The 17,974-nt window shown below is 46.4% G+C and carries 8 protein-coding genes; 3 read left to right on the top strand and 5 right to left on the bottom strand.

Features of this window, described 5'->3' with window-relative positions:
* Positions 1 to 180: 180 nt before the first annotated feature.
* Both CCC32_RS12020 and CCC32_RS12015 read left to right on the top strand, forming a co-directional pair.
* Positions 181 to 1,986, top strand: a complete 1,806-nt coding sequence (locus tag CCC32_RS12020; RefSeq protein WP_287074800.1) for a DUF262 domain-containing protein — start codon at positions 181 to 183, stop codon at positions 1,984 to 1,986.
* A 483-nt stretch (positions 1,987 to 2,469) separates the two neighbouring features.
* Positions 2,470 to 4,545: a glycoside hydrolase family 20 protein gene (locus CCC32_RS12015; protein ID WP_287074798.1), complete on the top strand. Its 2,076-nt coding sequence runs from the start codon at positions 2,470 to 2,472 to the stop codon at positions 4,543 to 4,545.
* A 95-nt stretch (positions 4,546 to 4,640) separates the two neighbouring features.
* Here the strand turns inward: CCC32_RS12015 and CCC32_RS12010 are convergent, their stop codons facing one another.
* The 5 genes from CCC32_RS12010 to trpS all read right to left on the bottom strand — a co-directional run bounded on the left by CCC32_RS12010 (position 4,641) and on the right by trpS (position 11,016).
* Positions 4,641 to 5,657 carry a virulence RhuM family protein gene (locus CCC32_RS12010; protein ID WP_044079320.1) on the bottom strand — a complete coding sequence of 339 codons (1,017 nt, stop codon included), beginning with the start codon at positions 5,655 to 5,657 and terminating at the stop codon, positions 4,641 to 4,643.
* Between the two features lie 269 nt (positions 5,658 to 5,926).
* On the bottom strand, positions 5,927 to 6,940 hold the full coding sequence (locus CCC32_RS12005) for a GGGtGRT protein (RefSeq protein ID WP_287074795.1): 1,014 nt from the start codon (positions 6,938 to 6,940) through the stop codon (positions 5,927 to 5,929).
* Positions 6,941 to 6,957: 17 nt separating this feature from the next.
* Positions 6,958 to 7,659, bottom strand: a complete 702-nt coding sequence (locus CCC32_RS12000; protein ID WP_022317243.1) for an iron-sulfur cluster assembly scaffold protein — start codon at positions 7,657 to 7,659, stop codon at positions 6,958 to 6,960.
* Positions 7,660 to 8,099: 440 nt separating this feature from the next.
* Positions 8,100 to 9,569: a hypothetical protein gene (locus tag CCC32_RS11995; protein WP_287074792.1), complete on the bottom strand. Its 1,470-nt coding sequence runs from the start codon at positions 9,567 to 9,569 to the stop codon at positions 8,100 to 8,102.
* 358 nt (positions 9,570 to 9,927) lie between these two features.
* On the bottom strand, positions 9,928 to 11,016 hold the full coding sequence (gene trpS, locus CCC32_RS11990) for a tryptophan--tRNA ligase (RefSeq protein ID WP_022316694.1): 1,089 nt from the start codon (positions 11,014 to 11,016) through the stop codon (positions 9,928 to 9,930).
* A gap of 3,325 nt (positions 11,017 to 14,341) precedes the next feature.
* Between trpS and CCC32_RS11985 the strand changes: the two genes are divergently transcribed.
* Complete coding sequence (locus CCC32_RS11985; protein WP_287074790.1) at positions 14,342 to 17,713, top strand: T9SS-dependent choice-of-anchor J family protein; 3,372 nt, start codon at positions 14,342 to 14,344, stop codon at positions 17,711 to 17,713.
* The last annotated feature ends 261 nt before the right edge of the window (positions 17,714 to 17,974 follow it).

The following is a 17,974-nucleotide window of genomic DNA, read 5'->3' as shown; positions in this document are numbered from 1 at the left end:
TAAAGAAGAATCAAAAAACACTTTGTTCCTTTTGCCTTTCCTGTAATTATTTATATCTTTGCAAAGGAACCTCATCTGTCAGATAGATTAACTCATTCAAAGAGGATGATATCGAATTAATCCTTTCTATCAATATTTATATGACTTTTCTAAGATTATCAAACTTAAATAATAATAAGTATGCCGACAAAAAACATAGAGCCTAATTTGCGCCTCATTAGCGAATATACTCGGTTAGAACCAGAAGATAAATTCTGTATTCCAGAGTATCAGCGTGGCTATTCATGGACCACAGTACAATGTGAAAAACTATGGCAAGACATTGGAGCGTTTTTAGAATCAGGGGCAGAGGATCCTTACTTCTTTGGAACTATCATTATTGATTGCTCTAAAGATAATTGTCTCAGCCTTATAGATGGTCAGCAACGTACAACAACCTTCCTTCTTCTTCTAAAAGCTATTTCGCTTTGTATTAAGAAATCACTTCGTGTAATGCCAGAAAGCGATGACACACGGGCTTTAAGAAGAGGCTTGAACAACAGCTATGAAAAGATTTTCAGAATCCTTTACAAGGCTGATGAAGATAAATTTGAAGATATTGAGAGAGACTGGAATAATGCAAAAGGAATTGTAGTACTCGAAAATAGATCAATTAATGAACTATACAAAAATGATTTCCAGGCAATTATTGAAGCTGCCAACTTCAATATAGCCGAGAATAGTGTATATAAAATTCCTCGCAAGCAGAAGGATAACAAATACACGAATTTCTTCAGGAACTTCAAGTACTTTTACAACAACCTATCAAGTTATTCTGAGTCACAATTGAATAATTTTGCCAAAATATTCCTCTCTAAGTGCCAAATTATAGAAATTAAGAGCTGGCAAATCGAACAGGCTATAACCATGTTCAATTCTCTAAATTCTACAGGTATGCCACTCTCAGATGCAGACATCATCTCGGCTCAATTGTATTCAAAAGCAGACAATAAGGATTTGTTTATAGAGCAATGGCAACGTATCAATGAAAAAGCCGAAATACTCTGTCAGAAAAAAGTAGTTAGCATTGATGCCGTTCTACAACAATTCATGTACTATGAGCGCGCTACTAAACAGCAATACAAAATTGGCGAGGTGACAACCCCTGGTGTGAGAAAGTATTATACGTACGAAAACCCTGAGTTGCTAAACGAACCTTATAAGTTGAGTGATGCCTTCGAGAAGATTCTCAATATCTGGAACATAATAGCTGATTATCCTATCATTCAGTTATTACTGAAGTTTAATGAGAACTTCAAGTTGTTCCTTCTGCCATATCTCTATAGGTTTGAAGCGAACAGAATAACTGAAGAAAAAATCAAACCTATTGTAGAATGCTTTCTTCGCCTCTTTGCCATCATGGAAATGGGCGAAGTTGGTTACTCTGCTTCCGTTTTCAAGACATTCTTATTCACTGAGAATTTGAATCTTGTAAATCCTGACTATACGGAAGAAAGCATTATCGCAGATTTCGACAGACATATTACAGCCAGCTTCAACGAAGATGACATCATTGTTGACTTGAAAGACTATGACAAGAATATTCTTGTTTTCCTTAATGAATATCTTTACGCACAGAATAAAGGTATCCCATTCAAGTTTGAGAGCAATGTTAACGTTGAGCATATTATGCCAGCGAGTGGACATAATGTTGATACAATTAGAATAGATGCTGGTATAGGAACCAGAGAGGAATTTGACAATTTAGTAAATAAGTTAGGCAACAAGATCCTGTTGGAGGAAAACATCAATAAATCTGTCAGCAATGATTGGTTTAAAACCAAAAAAGGAACAACTGTACAAAGTAAACAAGGATATTTGGGCAGCGAATTCGGACTTGCCATTGCCCTTGCACATTATCCTAAAGATAAATGGAAAAAATCAGATATAAAACAATTTACTGAGGATGCTGCCCAACGTATTGCAAACTTTATCTTCCATAAGTAAATTTAAGTTGACAATTTGAGAGGTTAGTTCCATATCCAGTCTGACGTTAAGGTCAGACTTGGGGTTTAGGAGATTGTTTTATTCGAAAATAAAACGGCATGTAGGGAGATTTCTGATTTCTCCTTCATGCCGCTTTTCCTTGTATGAGATGTTGTTTCAATAATCTGTTTCACTCCTTTCTCGCATATGGTTTAATTCAATAAATATCTTTTACACGAAGTCTATACCCGTTTTTGCATCAAATTCGTGCAGATTTCTTCAAAATCTGCATCAATCTCGTGCAGATTCTGAATTCCGGCTTGATTAAATGAAAGTCTTAAGACTATTCATTTTGTATTACAATCGATTTTTTGATAAAATCCTCACGTTCGGAACTGTGAATAAATTCCCATTTCTCTCACTCAATCGAATTTTTGGATTATCTTTGCAAAGACATAGAAAACACAGGAAACCTAAGTTGGAATACAGAAAACATAATATCACATGAATATAGACAGAAGAATACGCAAAAGAGTGAAGACACTCGCCATGAGCCTTGTCCTCACCTTTGCCGTGGCCACGCCGCAGGGCAAGGCGTCAGCACAGGGCATACTGCCCAAACCACAGTCGTATGCGCCAGCCAAAGGGACATTCCATACCCGTGGCAGACAAGTGAGAGTGGAGAACAGGGTGGGGGACATCGCCCGCAACATCTATTCCGAGCCATGGATGGCTGTTAGCAAGGGAGGCGCCCGTCAGGTGATGATATTCGACAGACTGTCTCCAAAGTCGATAGCCGGACTGACGCTGAAAGACGGTGCTGAGGCCGAAGCCTACCAACTGCATGTTTCTCCCGACACCATCCTTATCCGAGCCGCCAGTGCTGACGGCTTCCGTCTGGCTTGGGCTACGGTGAGACAGTTGACTACGAAGAAGGGAGTGGCATGCTGCGATGTGTTAGACGCACCGGCATACAAATGGCGCTCGATGATGCTCGATGTGTCGCGTCATTTCCGTTCCATCGAATTCCTGAAACGTCAGATCGACGCCATGGCGCGATATAAGTTCAACCGTCTGCATCTGCATCTCACTGATGCCGCCGGATGGCGAATAGAGATAAAGCGATACCCCCGGCTCACCAACCTCGCCGCTTGGCGTCCCTATGCCACATGGCAGGAGTGGACCGACAACGGCGGAAAATACGTGGAGGAGGGCACACCGGGAGCCTACGGCGGGTATTACACCCAGGACCAACTGCGTGAGCTCGTAAGCTATGCCGCCGACCGGGGCATAACGATAGTGCCGGAGATAGAGATGCCGGGCCACTCAGAAGAAGTGCTCGCCGCCTATCCCGAACTCTCCTGCTCCCATGAGCCATACAAGGATTCCGACCTGTGTCCCGGCAGTGTGGCAACATACGATTTCATGGAGAACGTGCTCCTTGAGGTGATGGACATCTTCCCATCGGAATATATCCACGTGGGAGGCGACGAGGCAGTGATGAAAGCCTGGGACAACTGTCTGCTCTGCCAGCGCATGATGAAAGAGCTGCATACCGACAAGGCAGGACTGCAGGCACATCTCATCACCCACTTCGGCAATTTCCTCAATGCCCACGGCAGACGCCTTGTGGGATGGGACGAGGTGATAGCCTCCCGTCTCGCCCCCAATACCACTGTGATGGTGTGGCGAGAGACCGACCTGGCACGCAAGGCTATTGAGCACGGCTACGATGTGGTGCTCTCGCCGGGCGACTACTGCTATATCGACAGATATCAGGATGCTCCCATCACCCAGCCTACGGCGATGGGCGGATACCTCACGCTCAAGAAGATGTATGACTACGTGCCGGGCGATGACCTCACCGCCGACGAGCGCCGCCATATCACGGGCTTGCAGGCTAACCTGTGGGCAGAATACATACCGTCTGACGAGCAGATGGAGTATATGTTCTGGCCACGTGCTATGGCGATAGCCGAGATAGGATGGAACGGGGCAGAGAAGAAAGACTATGCCGATTTCCACCGTCGTGCCTTGGCAGAGTGTGACACGGTGAGGGCTATGGGAATCCACGCCTTCGACCTTCGTCATGAGATTGGCGAGCGCAAGGAGTCGTTCACTCCCGTGAAGCATAAGGCTCGTGGCTGTCGTGTGACCTACAACACACCGTTGCATCCCAAATACACTGCCGGTGGCGAACAGGCGCTTGTTGACGGAGTGCGTGGCGGCTGGACCTATGCCGACAAGAAATGGCAAGGCTTCACAGGCACTGAGGGATGGTGTCTCGACGTGACGATAGACATGGGCAGCATACAGAAGCTGCATGAGGTGTCGGCGGTATTTATGCAGTCGCTCGGTCCGTGGATTTATTATCCTACCAAATATCGGGTGTCTTTGAGCGAAGACGGCAAGACATTCACTCAGGTGTATTCGCAAGACCAGCCGCAGCGCGACCCCTGTCGTGTGGGCTACCGCACTCAGGCATGGCATGGCAGCCGGAAGACACGCTACGTGAGAGTGCAGGGCAGCTGCGACACCGAATTCGGATGGCTCTTCACCGATGAAATCGTGGTGAGATAAAAACAGCCTGATGACCGATTGGGAGTTAAGCACAATCGGTCATCAGGACTTGTATTCTGATATAATTAAGGTGTGGTTGATATGTAGAGCAGACTTTACTTATTATTGTCTTTTCCTCCAGATAATCTCTTTTGCTCGCGCTCAAAATTCTCCAAGAAATGAATCTCTACAGGCGAGAGGGCGTTCTTGGTGCGCTCCTTGAATCTGTCGTATTCCTGGTCGGCTTTCTCTTTGGCGAGTTTGGCGGAGATTTTGCCTGCATGGGTGAGGATGTCTTTTCGGGAGATACGGAGGAAATCATCGAGAATGTTTATCCAATCCTTCATATACATAGGTCGGTGCTCCTCGGCTTGCATTTCGGCGAAGTCAAGATACAGGCTTACGATGCGGTTCAGTGATTTTATCTCTTCGTGGGTGAGATAGTTCTTGGCTATTTCCGCTTCTGGTTTTGTAGGCATAGCTCCAGACCATGTCGTAAGTCCCATAAAGTCTTTCTCAGCATCGGCTCTTTCGTAAATTATTTCCGCCGCAGTATGACCATGAACAGAATAGTGCATCTTGTTCTGTACAGTCTTGAAGAACTTTTGTGTCATTTCCACTCGTGGGTCATAGTCGATACTGAGGGCATAAATCTCCAATACCTTGCGATAGAACACTTTTTCACTGGAGCGGATGTCACGTATTCTTGCAAGCAGCTCGTCAAAGTAATTGCCACCTCCAGCTCGCTTTAGCAGGTCATCGTTCATGGCGAAGCCTTTCACTATATACTCCTTCAATACCTTGGTTGCCCATATACGGAACTGAACACCACGGTAGGAATGTACACGATAACCTACGCTGATAATCATGTCGAGGTTGTAGTAAGCTATTACCCTTTCAACCTTGCGAGTCCCTTCGTTTTGAACTGTTGCAAAATTTGCAATAGTTGCCTCTTCTTGTAATTCGCCATCCTCCAACACATTCTTTATATGTCGTGAGATAGTGGACTTATTACGCTGAAACAACTCTGCCATCTGGTCAAGTGATAGCCAGACAGTATCGTTCTGCAGCTTCACCTCTATCTGTGAATCACCGTCAGGAGTCTGATATAATAGAAATTGCCCTTTATCCATTGTTATTCTTTTCTTCTTAGCTTTTCTATCAGGTCATTTACAATTCTTGCTCCATATAGAATATAATGTCGCTTGATGCAAATATATATATATTCTCCGAAAATCCACCATTCTCCACGTTAAATAAAGGGAAATATGGCATACCCCCCGATCACAAGTTCACCAGAAAAGCCAATATCCAACAGGTTTGCAGATACAAAAAAATCCTCCATAATCGCTATAAGGATTATGGAGGATAATATTATGTAAATATCTTATGAACAAGATAATTACTTCTTGTTGAGGGCGAGGTCGATAGCTACGGCGATAGCCACTGTAGCACCTACCATCGGGTTGTTACCCATACCCAGGAAGCCCATCATCTCTACGTGGGCAGGAACTGAAGAAGAACCTGCGAACTGAGCGTCAGAGTGCATACGGCCCATGGTGTCGGTCATACCGTAAGAAGCAGGACCAGCAGCCATGTTGTCTGGGTGAAGAGTACGTCCGGTACCACCACCTGAAGCCACTGAGAAGTAAGGCTTGCCGGCAGCGAGACGCTCCTTCTTGTATGTACCGGCTACCGGGTGCTGGAAACGTGTCGGGTTTGTAGAGTTACCGGTGATGGAAACGTCTACATCCTCGCTCCAGTTGATAGCCACACCCTCGCGAACGTCGTTTGCACCGTAGCAGTTCACCTTTGCACGTGGACCGTCAGAGTAAGCGATGCGGTTAACGACCTTCAGCTCGCCAGTGTAGTAGTCGAATTCTGTCTGTACGTATGTGAAACCGTTGATACGGCTGATGATCATGGCAGCGTCCTTGCCGAGACCGTTGAGGATAACGCGCAGAGGATTCTTGCGAACCTTGTTTGCCATCTCAGCAATCTTGATGGCACCCTCAGCGGCAGCGAATGACTCGTGGCCGGCGAGGAATGCGAAACACTGTGTCTCCTCGCGGAGCAGACGTGCAGCGAGGTTACCGTGGCCAAGACCAACCTTACGGTCGTCGGCAACAGAACCAGGGATGCAGAATGCCTGCAGACCCACGCCGATAGCCTCTGCACACTCAGCAGCAGTCTTGCAGCCGCGCTTGATGGCGATGGCAGCACCGCAAACGTATGCCCACTTTGCATTCTCGAAGCAGATACGCTGAGTGTCCTCACACATCTGATAAGGATCAACACCTGCAGCCTCGCAAATCTCGTTAGCCTCTTCTACGCTCTTGATACCCTCAGCGTTGAGGGCAGCGAGAACCTGCGCCTCGCGACGCTCCTGACTTTCGTAACTTACTTTTCTAATCATGTCTTTGTTTCTCCTTATTATTCTTTACGTGGATCAATAGCTTTAACAACTCCCTGCTCGGCGGTGGTGCGTCCGTAAGAGCCTGTGAACTTCTTCACTGCCTCGTTGGCGTCCATACCGTTCTTGATGGCCTCCATCATCTTGCCCAGGTGTACATACTCGTAACCGCAAACCTGGTTGTCCTTGTCGAGGAACTGGCGTGTGATATATCCCTCGGTGAGCTCGAGGTAGCGTGTGCCCTTGGCAACAGTACCGTAGAGAGTACCAGTCTGTGAGCGGAGTCCCTTGCCGAGGTCCTCAAGACCGGCACCGATTGTCAGACCACCCTCAGAGAATGCACTCTGTGTGCGTCCGTAAACGATCTGCAGGAAGAGTTCGCGCATGGCAGTGTTGATGGCGTCGCAAACGAGGTCTGTGTTGAGAGCCTCGAGGATTGTCTTGCCTGGCAGGATTTCTGATGCCATGGCAGCAGAGTGGGTCATACCCGTGCAACCGATAGTCTCAACGAGAGCCTCCTGGATAACGCCGTCCTTAACGTTGAGAGACAGCTTGCAGGCGCCCTGCTGAGGAGCACACCAACCCACACCGTGTGTGTAGCCGGAGATGTCTTTGATTTCTTTAGCATAAACCCATTTTCCTTCCTCTGGGATAGGAGCTGGTCCGTGGTTTGGGCCTTTGGCCACAACGCACATGTTCTTTACTTCTGTTGAATAAATCATAATGTTATTATAATATTATAATGTATTGTGTCTCACTAATACCTTCTCGATTGTCGATAATGCAGTTTTCGATTTGTCGTTGTTGTCGTTTCCCGATCTGTCGATGATGCCGTCTGCCGGCTTGTAGCTAATACCGTTTCGAGTCTTGTCATGCCGTTTCCGTTTCCGTGGTTGGCAAACATGGCTCGCTCTGGAGCTGCCACGATAACGGTATGGCTCTTTTTACGTGGCAAAATTACAAAGAAAATCTGATATACCCCGTACCCTTATGTAAATATTTTATGTCATTCACACTATTTAGTGAGGTTTGTCAATCCATAGTGCTGACTTTGTCAAGACGGGTTTGCAAAGTGGGCGTTATCGGCTGTAGAAATGAATAATCCCCGTGGCGTCTTTCGATGCCACGGGGATTGTATTGGATGTTAGTCTGGTCTATGTCATTATCTTGCTATGCGTACGCTCTTTGTCTCAGAGCCGTTGCTCATCTGGAGGATGAATACGCCGTGCTTGCCGCTACCGATGTTGTTGTTCATAGCGCCCTTCTCTACGCAGCGTCCCTGCAGGTCGAAGAGAGAGTATGTGGTGAAGCCTTCAGCGTTAGCCTTCACTGTGTCGATAGCGTCAACTTCGCCAACCTTTGTGAAGTCTGAGTAAACAGTGCGCTGGTTTGGAGTGTAGTTTACAGTGCCGTCCTCGAGAACCTTGTTGAAGAAATCGAATGAGTAAGCCACGATCTCTGTCTGGTAGTCATAGGCAGCATCGTATGTGTAAACGTCCTTGTGGGCATAGTAGAGTTCGATTGGAGAGCCGTATCCGCTTCCCCACTGCTCATCGCCACACTTCACGCCTTTTTCATTGTAGTAGTAAACATACTTGCTCAATGAAATCTCATCTGCGCCTTTCTCTCCGTCGCCGTTCTTATCCCACCAGCTTTCGTCATAGTAGTAGTAAGAACCGTTATCGTCAATTAGCTTGTTTGTCATGACGTCACTGCCAGATCCGTCGAGGTATGTATAATTAGCTACATACTCAGGATACTTCTCACCGTATGTAATTACATAGTCACCGTAGTCCACACCGCGATAATTGAATCTGTATTCAGTAGCGCGGCAATTGCCCATACGGAAGTTGTCGTTTATGTTCACGAACTGGTCGTCACACTCTTGCCATTTCAAGTTATGGAATCTCCTAATCTCGCCCAATACGTTTGCCTGTGCGTCATTGTCCCATATCTGGTCCTCCATCACCACTGATGAAGGATGGCCGGTAGCCTCGTCGTATGTAGGAGTGATACGCTGGTTGATATACTCCTTCTTCTTGTCATCGTATCTGTAGTTCACATACAGAGTCACGCGGCCCTTGTCGTCGCGGGTAATCTCTGTGCGGAAGCAGTTCTCTGGAGACATCTTGGTGAGCTGCTTTGTCACGACGCTGTATTCATACATCATGGCACCAGTCTGTAGACCCTTCACCACGTTGTCCCAAGTCTTCTCGATTTTCCAATCGCCCTTCCATGTCTCTTTGTCGCCGCTGTATTCAAAGAGTACGAGCGTCTCGTTTCCGTCCTCGTCATACTCGTATGTGTAGCGCGAATATTTCTGGTTTGCAACCTCAGCCTTAGGGTCGTAGCTGAGCTTTGTCTTCACGCGGCCCTTCTCGTCGTAGGTGTAAGTGTACTCCTCGGCTGCCTTTTCTGCCCATCCGTCGTCTTTGTCGTTTCTGTAGAAGATCTGCTCCTTAGCAGGGCGCATGATGTCAGAAACCGCCTTCTTGGCTACCGGGCTCTGTGCTGGAGCGTAAACACCTGATACACTCTCAAGTGAGATGCGCTGGTTCTGTACAGGGTTCTGTGCATTTGCAGATTGTGCAGCGAAGATGGCCGCGAACGAAAGTAAAGTAAATATTCTCATAAGCTTAAATTTATTTAGTTGATAATTTAATCAGTTGTTGTATGTTTCTCTCTAACGTTTCCTTTCTTGCAATTTATACTGTTTTTCATCTTTCCTCATTGCAATTTTGCTTCTTGAATAACGTTCCGCTTGCAAAAGTCGAGATATTTTTTGAGATGTACAAATAAAACTCAAAAAATATTAGATAAAAATTGGCAATATGATTAAAATCTTTCTTTTAAAGTGTCAAATTGATAACCTTTTATTATATATAAAAACTCCCCATACGGCATGAAGCGCAATATGGGGAGTATCGTGGTGTCTTTTTTTTTGTCAGGATTGCGTTCCGATGATTGCTCCTTAGCCTCTCGGTCCGCAATTATTTATTTCTATACATCTCAGCCTGCTGCTGGATGAGGGCTGCGTCGTTGAAATAGTTTATCTTCATAGCCTCGCGAACCTCGTCGAGAGTCTTTGCTGCCACTTCGCGTGCTGCCTCGCTGCCCTTCTTCAGGATGTTGTAAACCTCAGGGATGTCCTGCTCAAACTCATGGCGGCGCTGGCGGATAGGTTCAAGGCGCTTGTCGAGCACCTTGATGAGGAACTTCTTGCATTTCATGTCGCCCAGACCGCCACGCTGGTAGTGGTCCTTCAGTTCATCGAGATTTTTATACTCTGGCCAGAACTCAGCGAAGTCGTCCTCTGTAGAGAATGCGTCGAGATATGTGAACACGGTGTTGCCCTCCACCTTACCCGGGTCTTCCACGCGCAAGTGGCCCGGATCGGTGTACATTCCCTTCACTTTCTGCTGCATTTCCTTCGATGAATCCGACAAATATATGCAGTTTCCGAGGCTCTTGCTCATCTTCGCCTTACCGTCGGTTCCCGGCAGTCGGCAGCACACCTGATTGGTAGGCAGCATGATTTTCGGTTCCACGAGCACGTCGCCATAGATATAGTTGAAGCGCTTCACTATTTCGCGGGTCTGCTCCAGCATCGGCTCCTGGTCCTCTCCGGCCGGCACGGTGGTAGCCTTGAAAGCCGTGATGTCGGCAGCCTGAGAAATAGGGTATGTGAAGAAGCCTACAGGGATGCTCGTTTCGAAGTTTCTCATCTGAATCTCCGTTTTCACCGTAGGATTTCGCTGCAGGCGCGACACGGTGACGAGGTTCATGAAGTATACCGTCAGTTCGGCGAGCTCCGGAATCATAGACTGTACGAAGAGCGTCACTTTCTCCGGGTCGAGACCTGCAGAGAGATAGTCGAGAGCCACTTCGATGATGTTCTGTCTGACCTTTTCTGGATTGTCAGCATTATCAGTGAGAGCCTGCACATCTGCGATGAAAACGAACATTTTGTCGAAATCACCCTCGTTTTGCAGTTCCACGCGGCGGCGCAGCGATCCCACGTAATGACCTAAGTGTAGGCGTCCCGTCGGACGGTCGCCAGTGAGTATAATCTTTCCCATTTTGTTGTATATTTTGTTGTTTTTATTGTTTATTCCGTATTTCGTTCCTTTGGAACATGGATTCTGCCATGCGGATTCTGTGGCGTTTCCCATTTCCGCCTTCGTTTCAATCTCATGGCAATTCTCCGCTTTGTGCATTGTCTTGGTAGCGCAACAAGGCGAAAAACTACAAAAAATGCCGATTTCATCGGTATTAACCCTTTGATATTGTAAAATTACGTCATATTTTCCAAACTTCCAAACTTTTGTCCTTAAAACAAGGATTTACAGCTTTTAGTACACTGCTCTTTAGTGGTCTTGTTCCTGTGTCCCCTGACTTGAAATTGATGACACTATCCCTGACGGAGAGACAGGGAGCAATGATGGTGACTATAGAATTGCTATTTCACTAAAAAATCGTCAAAACTGTCAGATTGTCTGGTTTTTTCATGTAGTGCTTTGATATTCAGGCAGTTGGCTGTCAGACAACTGTCAGGCAATTGTCTGGATGGTTTGCAGATGAGAGGAAGTATCAGATGGCAGGAATTCAGATGGCAGGAATTACATGTGTTGGCAGAATCCAGAAAACAGGAATATGGATATTACAACATTAACTAATTGGGCAGCCGTCTGGTGCATTTTCTGCCCAAGTGGGGCAAGCAGCGTGCCCAAGTGGGGCAAGCACGTTGCCCAACATGGGCAAGCACGTTGCCCCAGTTGGGCAGATTTTGTACTCTCTGACAGGATCATAGACTGCTGTCCATCAACCATAGGCTGGGGATACAGCGACATCACGGAATGACAAATGGGTTTAGGGTGTTTTATCTGTAACCCATACGCTCTTGGTTACAAACTAACATTCCCAAAGGGAGGTAACAGATTACTCTGCCTCTGACTTCAGCCCCCTCTCGTTCTCCCCCGAAGGGGAGATGCAGGTTACTCCGTTTCTGTCATAGACTGGTGGTGCAGGTTATCCAGTTTCTGTCATAGACTGGTGGTGCAGGTTACTCCGTTTCTGTCATAGACTGGTGGTGCAGGTTACTCCGTTTCAGCCATAGACTGGTGGTGCAGTTTACTCCGTTTCTGCCATAGACTGGTGGTGCCGTTAATCCCGTTTCTGTCATAGACTGGTGGTGCAGTTTATTCCGTTTCTGCCATAGACTGGTGATGCAGTTTACTCCGTTTCTGCCATAGACTGGTGGTGCCGTTTACTTCGAATACTGATGACCATTGGTGGTCAAGTTGCAAAATTATGGATAACCCACTGGTAAACAGGCAGTCAAGAGTAACCATTCCCTCCCCTACGGGGGAGGATAGGTGGGGGCTGATGGCAATATGCAGAGTAACTTGTCCTTTCCCATTAGGTAGGTCAGGATGGTTCTAATGACCGATTGGGGTTAAAACAACATAAAACGGTATGATATTTCGATGATACATCAATGATACTTTTCTGTAAAGAGTTCGGAAAAGTATCATTGGCGTTACTCGTTGGCTTGCAGGATTTTAGCCGTTCTGAGAGACCGTAAAATGATACTATGATACTTTTTCCCGTAAAAAAACATTCTTATGTGTATATTTTGTGCTTGATTATCGTTACCCCTCCCAATAGGTCATTAGGCCGTTTAATATATAATTCAAATAACTGCTTGCAGTCTTTTGATTTTCATAAGGCGTCTTTCGTCTGTTTTTAATTCGCAATAGCCCGCTATTACTCATTAAAAGCCAAACAAAATCCATCCTTCTAAAAAACAAAATCCAAGCAATCCCTAACGACCGATTTGGGTTAAAAGACAATCATATTTCGACCTTCTAAAAGCAAGCCATAGTAGTTGATTGTGATCTAAGAATTGGCGGTTTCATCGGAAAAAACTTTTATTTTCCAACAGTTTTTCAATCAAGTGATTTTAGTTTGTATGTTACGAAGCCATACCTGGCAAGAGGTCCTGTCTGATCAGAGCTGTAGCAATGGTCAAGACAAGTTATGGCTTTTTCGTCTGGCTGCCATCCACTTCTTGCATGATATTCTTCTGGTTTCTTATTATGAGCAGGGTAATGTGATTTATCTACTTACTTTTTTCTTTCTTTTGTCCGTTTTCCATGTTATTGTCAATCTTTTTCCAATTCCGAATGTATACAGTCAATTCGTAAGTGACACTTTGTTATTTCTTTGTGATAAAATATCCAATATTTGTTCAATCCTCTTTCTTTCAATATGTAGCTTTGGCTTTGCTATCCCTGTATATGATTTAAGCAGAACAGGGTGCTTCCTTACATTCTGTAGCAAAACGGCAATTTTGCATTTACATTGCCCTATATATAATGTAATTGAGGCGTTGTATAATAAAAAAGCGTATATTTTTGCGATTTTTTCAAAAAGCACAAAAAAAAGTGATATATTGTTTTGTGAAAATAAAATAAAGCAATATATTTGCAAGCGTAATAACAAAACAAGGAACATAGTAATAATTTAATTAAAGGAAACATACGATACTACTGACTGAAGCATACAAAAAGGACAAGAAATCGTGAAATCAACTTTTGTGGGAGCGTCAACGATAATGACATATTCTCCCGTTAGAGACAACTATTAACTGGCACCACAAGCCGTTACATTATTCATCAATCTCTATAGTCATAACGACTACAAATGATAGGTTCATAGTTTTTAAGGTCGAAAGTCAATTGCTAACCCAATCCAGACATTTCATCCAAAGTCTTTCAAAAATGCATCTTGACGTAGAAAAGCTAGTTAAGTGAGGTTATCTGGTCTTTTACATTCCATTCCTCCACGACGCGAAACTGCGAACAGGTCATGACAGTCAGTATGAAAAGAGAAAAACAGACATAATATATAATATTTCCAAGTACATTTTTAGCAGAAATGAATAAATTATATTGAAGGTAATGATTAAATAACATGTAGTATTTGTTCGGACGCGAACAAGAAAACCTTAGGCAAGGCATTGTGTGTCCTGTCTAAGGTTTTTTAATTTTTATATGCTTGTTATGATTGTCATTGTTACTATTTCTCTCTGACTGATTTTAATCCGTAACTTTATTGGCGGTGGTCATGCAAAATCTTCCATTTTGTATCTTTTGCATTACAAATTAATGCGACAAATTGTATTTTAATAGATTGCCTGCCGTATTTTCGCATAAAATGTTAGCAAAAAGTGAGTTTTTTTATTACTTTTGCCGATGAAACGACACGATGATACAAGAAGTCAGTTGTCGGCAGAAAGGAACAACCAGTATGGTGATTGATTCACAAATATTATTCCCACTATATACAAATATGTGTTTAATGAAATAGATATAACAATAATAATCCCAAAAAGCAAAGCCAATGAAAAAGTTTAAATCTTTAATGCTGTTAGCGGCAATGTTTGCTACTTCTGTAAGCGTCAGCGCACAGAAAGTATTGCTCGACGAGGGTTTTGAGACCGACTATGTGAGAGCTTCGGAAGACGACACTCCATTCTCGCGTCCCGTAGCCAGCGGCCAAGGGTGGACAACGGTAGACACCTACGCCGGCGAGACCCCCCAGTATAAATGGACCAACTATTATTCTGAAAAAGGTACGATATCCGGTAAACACGTGGCATATTGCGACGGACAGATGTTTTCGGGTGCCGACGGCGCCGGACCGAGAGAGGAAATCCTGCTCACACCTGAGCTCGACCTCGACGACACCTATCAGCTGAGCTTCGACTGGAAGACCTCGCAGGTGGCATTCAGTGCCGAGTCCCTGTACGACCTGCAGGTGCGCATCGTGAAAAACGGTGACCTCGCCAATGCCGAGACGATATTCTCCATCCAGAATCCAGAAGACCTGAAAGAGAGCGGAGTGACCAACTTCGTGGGTTGGCAGACACAGTCAAGCAAGCTCGACCTCAGCGAATGGAAGGGCCAGAAGGTGAAGATCGCCTTTGTGTACAAGATGCTCACCACCAATTCAAACTCCATGGCATTGGACAACGTGCTCGTGAAGCAGTTCACTCCAGCCACTACACCAGTGGGCAAGCTCAACCTCACGAGCTATGACTACGGCAAGATGTATCTCGGAGAGAAATTCTATACCAAGCAGTTCACCCTCACCAACGTGGGCAAGAAGGGTCTGCAGATAACAGGCGTCGACATGCCTGACTGCGTTAAGATGACACTCGACCCTACCACAGTGAACCTCGACAAGAACGAGGCGGTCAACTTCCAGCTGTCGTATACCGCTTCGCTTGCCAGTCCATCGTCAGCTGACGTGGTGCTCCATACCAATGGCGGCGACCTCACCATCACCCTGAAGGCAACCAAGGAAATGCTGCCCGACGGTATGACAGAGGAAACCTTCGAGGCATATTTCCCACCGGCAGGATGGAAGAACTCAGGATGGTCAGCAACATCTACAGCCCTTGAGGGCGACCGCTCGGCAGTGGCAAGCGTAGACATGCAGGACAATTACATCACTACGCCACGCCTCGACCTCACCAAAGGCGGCAAGGTGATATTCGAATACTACAACGACTTCACCAGCGAAGACGGTACTACATACCAGAGCAACGACATCAAGGTGGAACTCTCTACCGACGGCGGAAAGACATGGACCGAGAAATGGATATTCCCATACCAAGATGTCAGCAAGAGCAACGTGAAGGTGACACAGACCGTTGACCTCGGCACAGGAACAGACAACTCATACGTGCGCTGGGTGAACACCGGCGTGACATCAAACGACGGCTACGTGCCGGAGTGCAGCAACTTCTATCTCGACCGTATCCTCCTTCCTGCACTCTACGGACAGGACGGCGTGCCAGACACCTGCAAGGTGGTGACACCTAAGGACAAGGCAACAGACATCTATCCTAAGGACATCAAGCTCGAATGGACACCGGCATTGTTCGCCGAGGGCTACAACCTCTATGTGGGAACAGCAGAAGGCGTTTACAACGTGATTGACGGACAGAACGTGGGCAACGTGCTCACCTATACACTCCCAACAGCCGACTATGAGACTACATACTACTGGAAGGTAGTGGCATACAACGCTGCAGGCCAGGCAACGAAATCTCCGGAATGGCGCTTCACCACACAGAAAGACGCTTCGGTTGCCGACTATCCATATACCGAGGACTTCAGTGGCGACAATCTGCCGACAGGCTGGACCACAGAAGGCGAGTCGCAGTATAACCGCGAATGGAGCGTCAATACAGTATCAGGCAATCCAATGCCATGCCTCTATGCCACATGGCTCAATAACGGCGAGCATATCTCAGTGTCTACACAGGAGTTCAAGCTCCCTGCCAACAAGACCATGGCAATATCATTCGACTGGGGCGACCGTCATCCTACAGACCTCGTGGCAGATGCGAGCGGCATTGAAAAGAAAGTAAACATAGAGCCTAACAACGGCGTTGAGAAGCTGACCTTCGAAATCTATGCCGACGGTGAATGGAAAGAACTCTCTTACATGTCAACAGACTGGGCGAAGGAGAAGATCTACTGGATCAGAGAATCGTTCGACCTCGCAGAATACGCAGGCAAGACAGTGAAGTTCCGCTGGACACACTACAGCTACAGCGGCAAGGATTCAGGCGGAGCTCTCGACAATGTGGTATTGGAAGAGAAAGAAGGCGACAAGGCAATCCTCAACAAGAGCGGATGGAACGCAGGCAAGGTGAACTACAACATGGCAACCAATTCTGGCGACATCTTCACACTCATCAACAAGGGAGCCAATACGCTGAAGGTCAAGAGCGCAACGTTCGCAACCGGCAACTTCGAGACATCCATCAAGGCAGGCGACGAGATAGCAGCCGGCGAGGGACAGAAGTTCAACATTCAGTTCAATGCCAAGGATGCCGTTTCTACAGTAAGCGACAACCTCACAGTGACATTCGAGAGCGGCTACACCCTTTCGCTCCCTGTTGAGGGAACAGCGTTGGCAAGCAACGTTTACTACTATTCATTCGAGGACAACGACCTCGACCACAACTGGAAGAACGACTTCACAATGATTGACGTGGACAGAGCTGCAACATCACGCTTCACATACTACGGTACAGAATGTCCGGAGAGCGGTGGCGTCTTCGCTTTCACCATCGTCTACGAGCGTCCTAACCACAACGGCATCGCTCCAATATCAGGCGACGCAGTGCTCATGGCTGGAACACCGTTGTCGGAGAACATCACGGGCGACAACTGGATTATCAGTCAGAAGCTCAAGGCTGGAGAAGGCGCACAGTTCGACTTCTGGGCACGCAACCTGGAGAGTCTGCAGAGCGTGTTGCCATCAGCAAAGCATAAGGTGGCAGTGCTCGTCAGCGAGACAGGCAACAGCAGCACCGACCAGTTCACAGAGGTATTGCCGCTTGAGGAGATTCCGTTCCTCGACCGTGCAGACTGGAAACACTACGTCATCGACCTCTCTGCATACGCAGGCAAGGACATCTACGTGGCAGTGCGCGACTACAACGCGACATTTGCTCTCCAGGCATTCTACGATGACTTCACGTTCACCAACTTCGTGCCGGCAGAAGGCAGCAACATCCAGGGCATCAGTGCTGAAGACGCACAGAACGCTGCAGTCACAGTATACTCTCTGAACGGATCGCAGCTCGCCAAGGGAACCGGAATGCAGACACTCGACCAGCTCGAGAACGGCATCTATGTCGTAAGGATGCAGACCGCCGACGGCGTGAAGACCATGAAGGTAACTGTTAAATAAAAATCTTTGAAAATTAGTATTGGTAATGGGTAACAGTCCCGCCCCAGCAGGCGGGACACCCCGTTACCTTTTTTTATTTTTCCGCATTTCCTGCCGCAACCACAGTTCGCTATGGTATAGGCAGATAAATCAGGAAACAATATAAACGAAAAACAACGCGATATGAGAAAAGATATCCTACTCCTTACGTTTCTCTTCGTCCTCTTCGGCAGTATCCTCCCGGCATCCGCACAGAAGAAGGACAAGACGCTGAACATCACC

This window comes from Prevotella sp. LMAG:51, assembly GCF_008680225.1.
Lineage (GTDB): Bacteria > Bacteroidota > Bacteroidia > Bacteroidales > Bacteroidaceae > Prevotella > Prevotella pectinovora.
This window is presented reverse-complemented; position numbering and strand designations above follow the sequence as displayed.

What these genes read in the sequence shown, in the direction of transcription:
- CCC32_RS12015 (WP_287074798.1), top strand. Translation starts at nt 2,470, where the DNA reads ATGAATATAGACAGAAGAATACGCAAAAGAGTGAAGACACTCGCCATG.
- CCC32_RS12000 (WP_022317243.1), bottom strand. Translation starts at nt 7,659, where the DNA reads ATGATTTATTCAACAGAAGTAAAGAACATGTGCGTTGTGGCCAAAGGC.
- CCC32_RS12020 (WP_287074800.1), top strand. Translation starts at nt 181, where the DNA reads ATGCCGACAAAAAACATAGAGCCTAATTTGCGCCTCATTAGCGAATAT.
- CCC32_RS12010 (WP_044079320.1), bottom strand. Translation starts at nt 5,657, where the DNA reads ATGGATAAAGGGCAATTTCTATTATATCAGACTCCTGACGGTGATTCA.
- CCC32_RS11995 (WP_287074792.1), bottom strand. Translation starts at nt 9,569, where the DNA reads ATGAGAATATTTACTTTACTTTCGTTCGCGGCCATCTTCGCTGCACAA.
- trpS (WP_022316694.1), bottom strand. Translation starts at nt 11,016, where the DNA reads ATGGGAAAGATTATACTCACTGGCGACCGTCCGACGGGACGCCTACAC.
- CCC32_RS11985 (WP_287074790.1), top strand. Translation starts at nt 14,342, where the DNA reads ATGAAAAAGTTTAAATCTTTAATGCTGTTAGCGGCAATGTTTGCTACT.
- CCC32_RS12005 (WP_287074795.1), bottom strand. Translation starts at nt 6,940, where the DNA reads ATGATTAGAAAAGTAAGTTACGAAAGTCAGGAGCGTCGCGAGGCGCAG.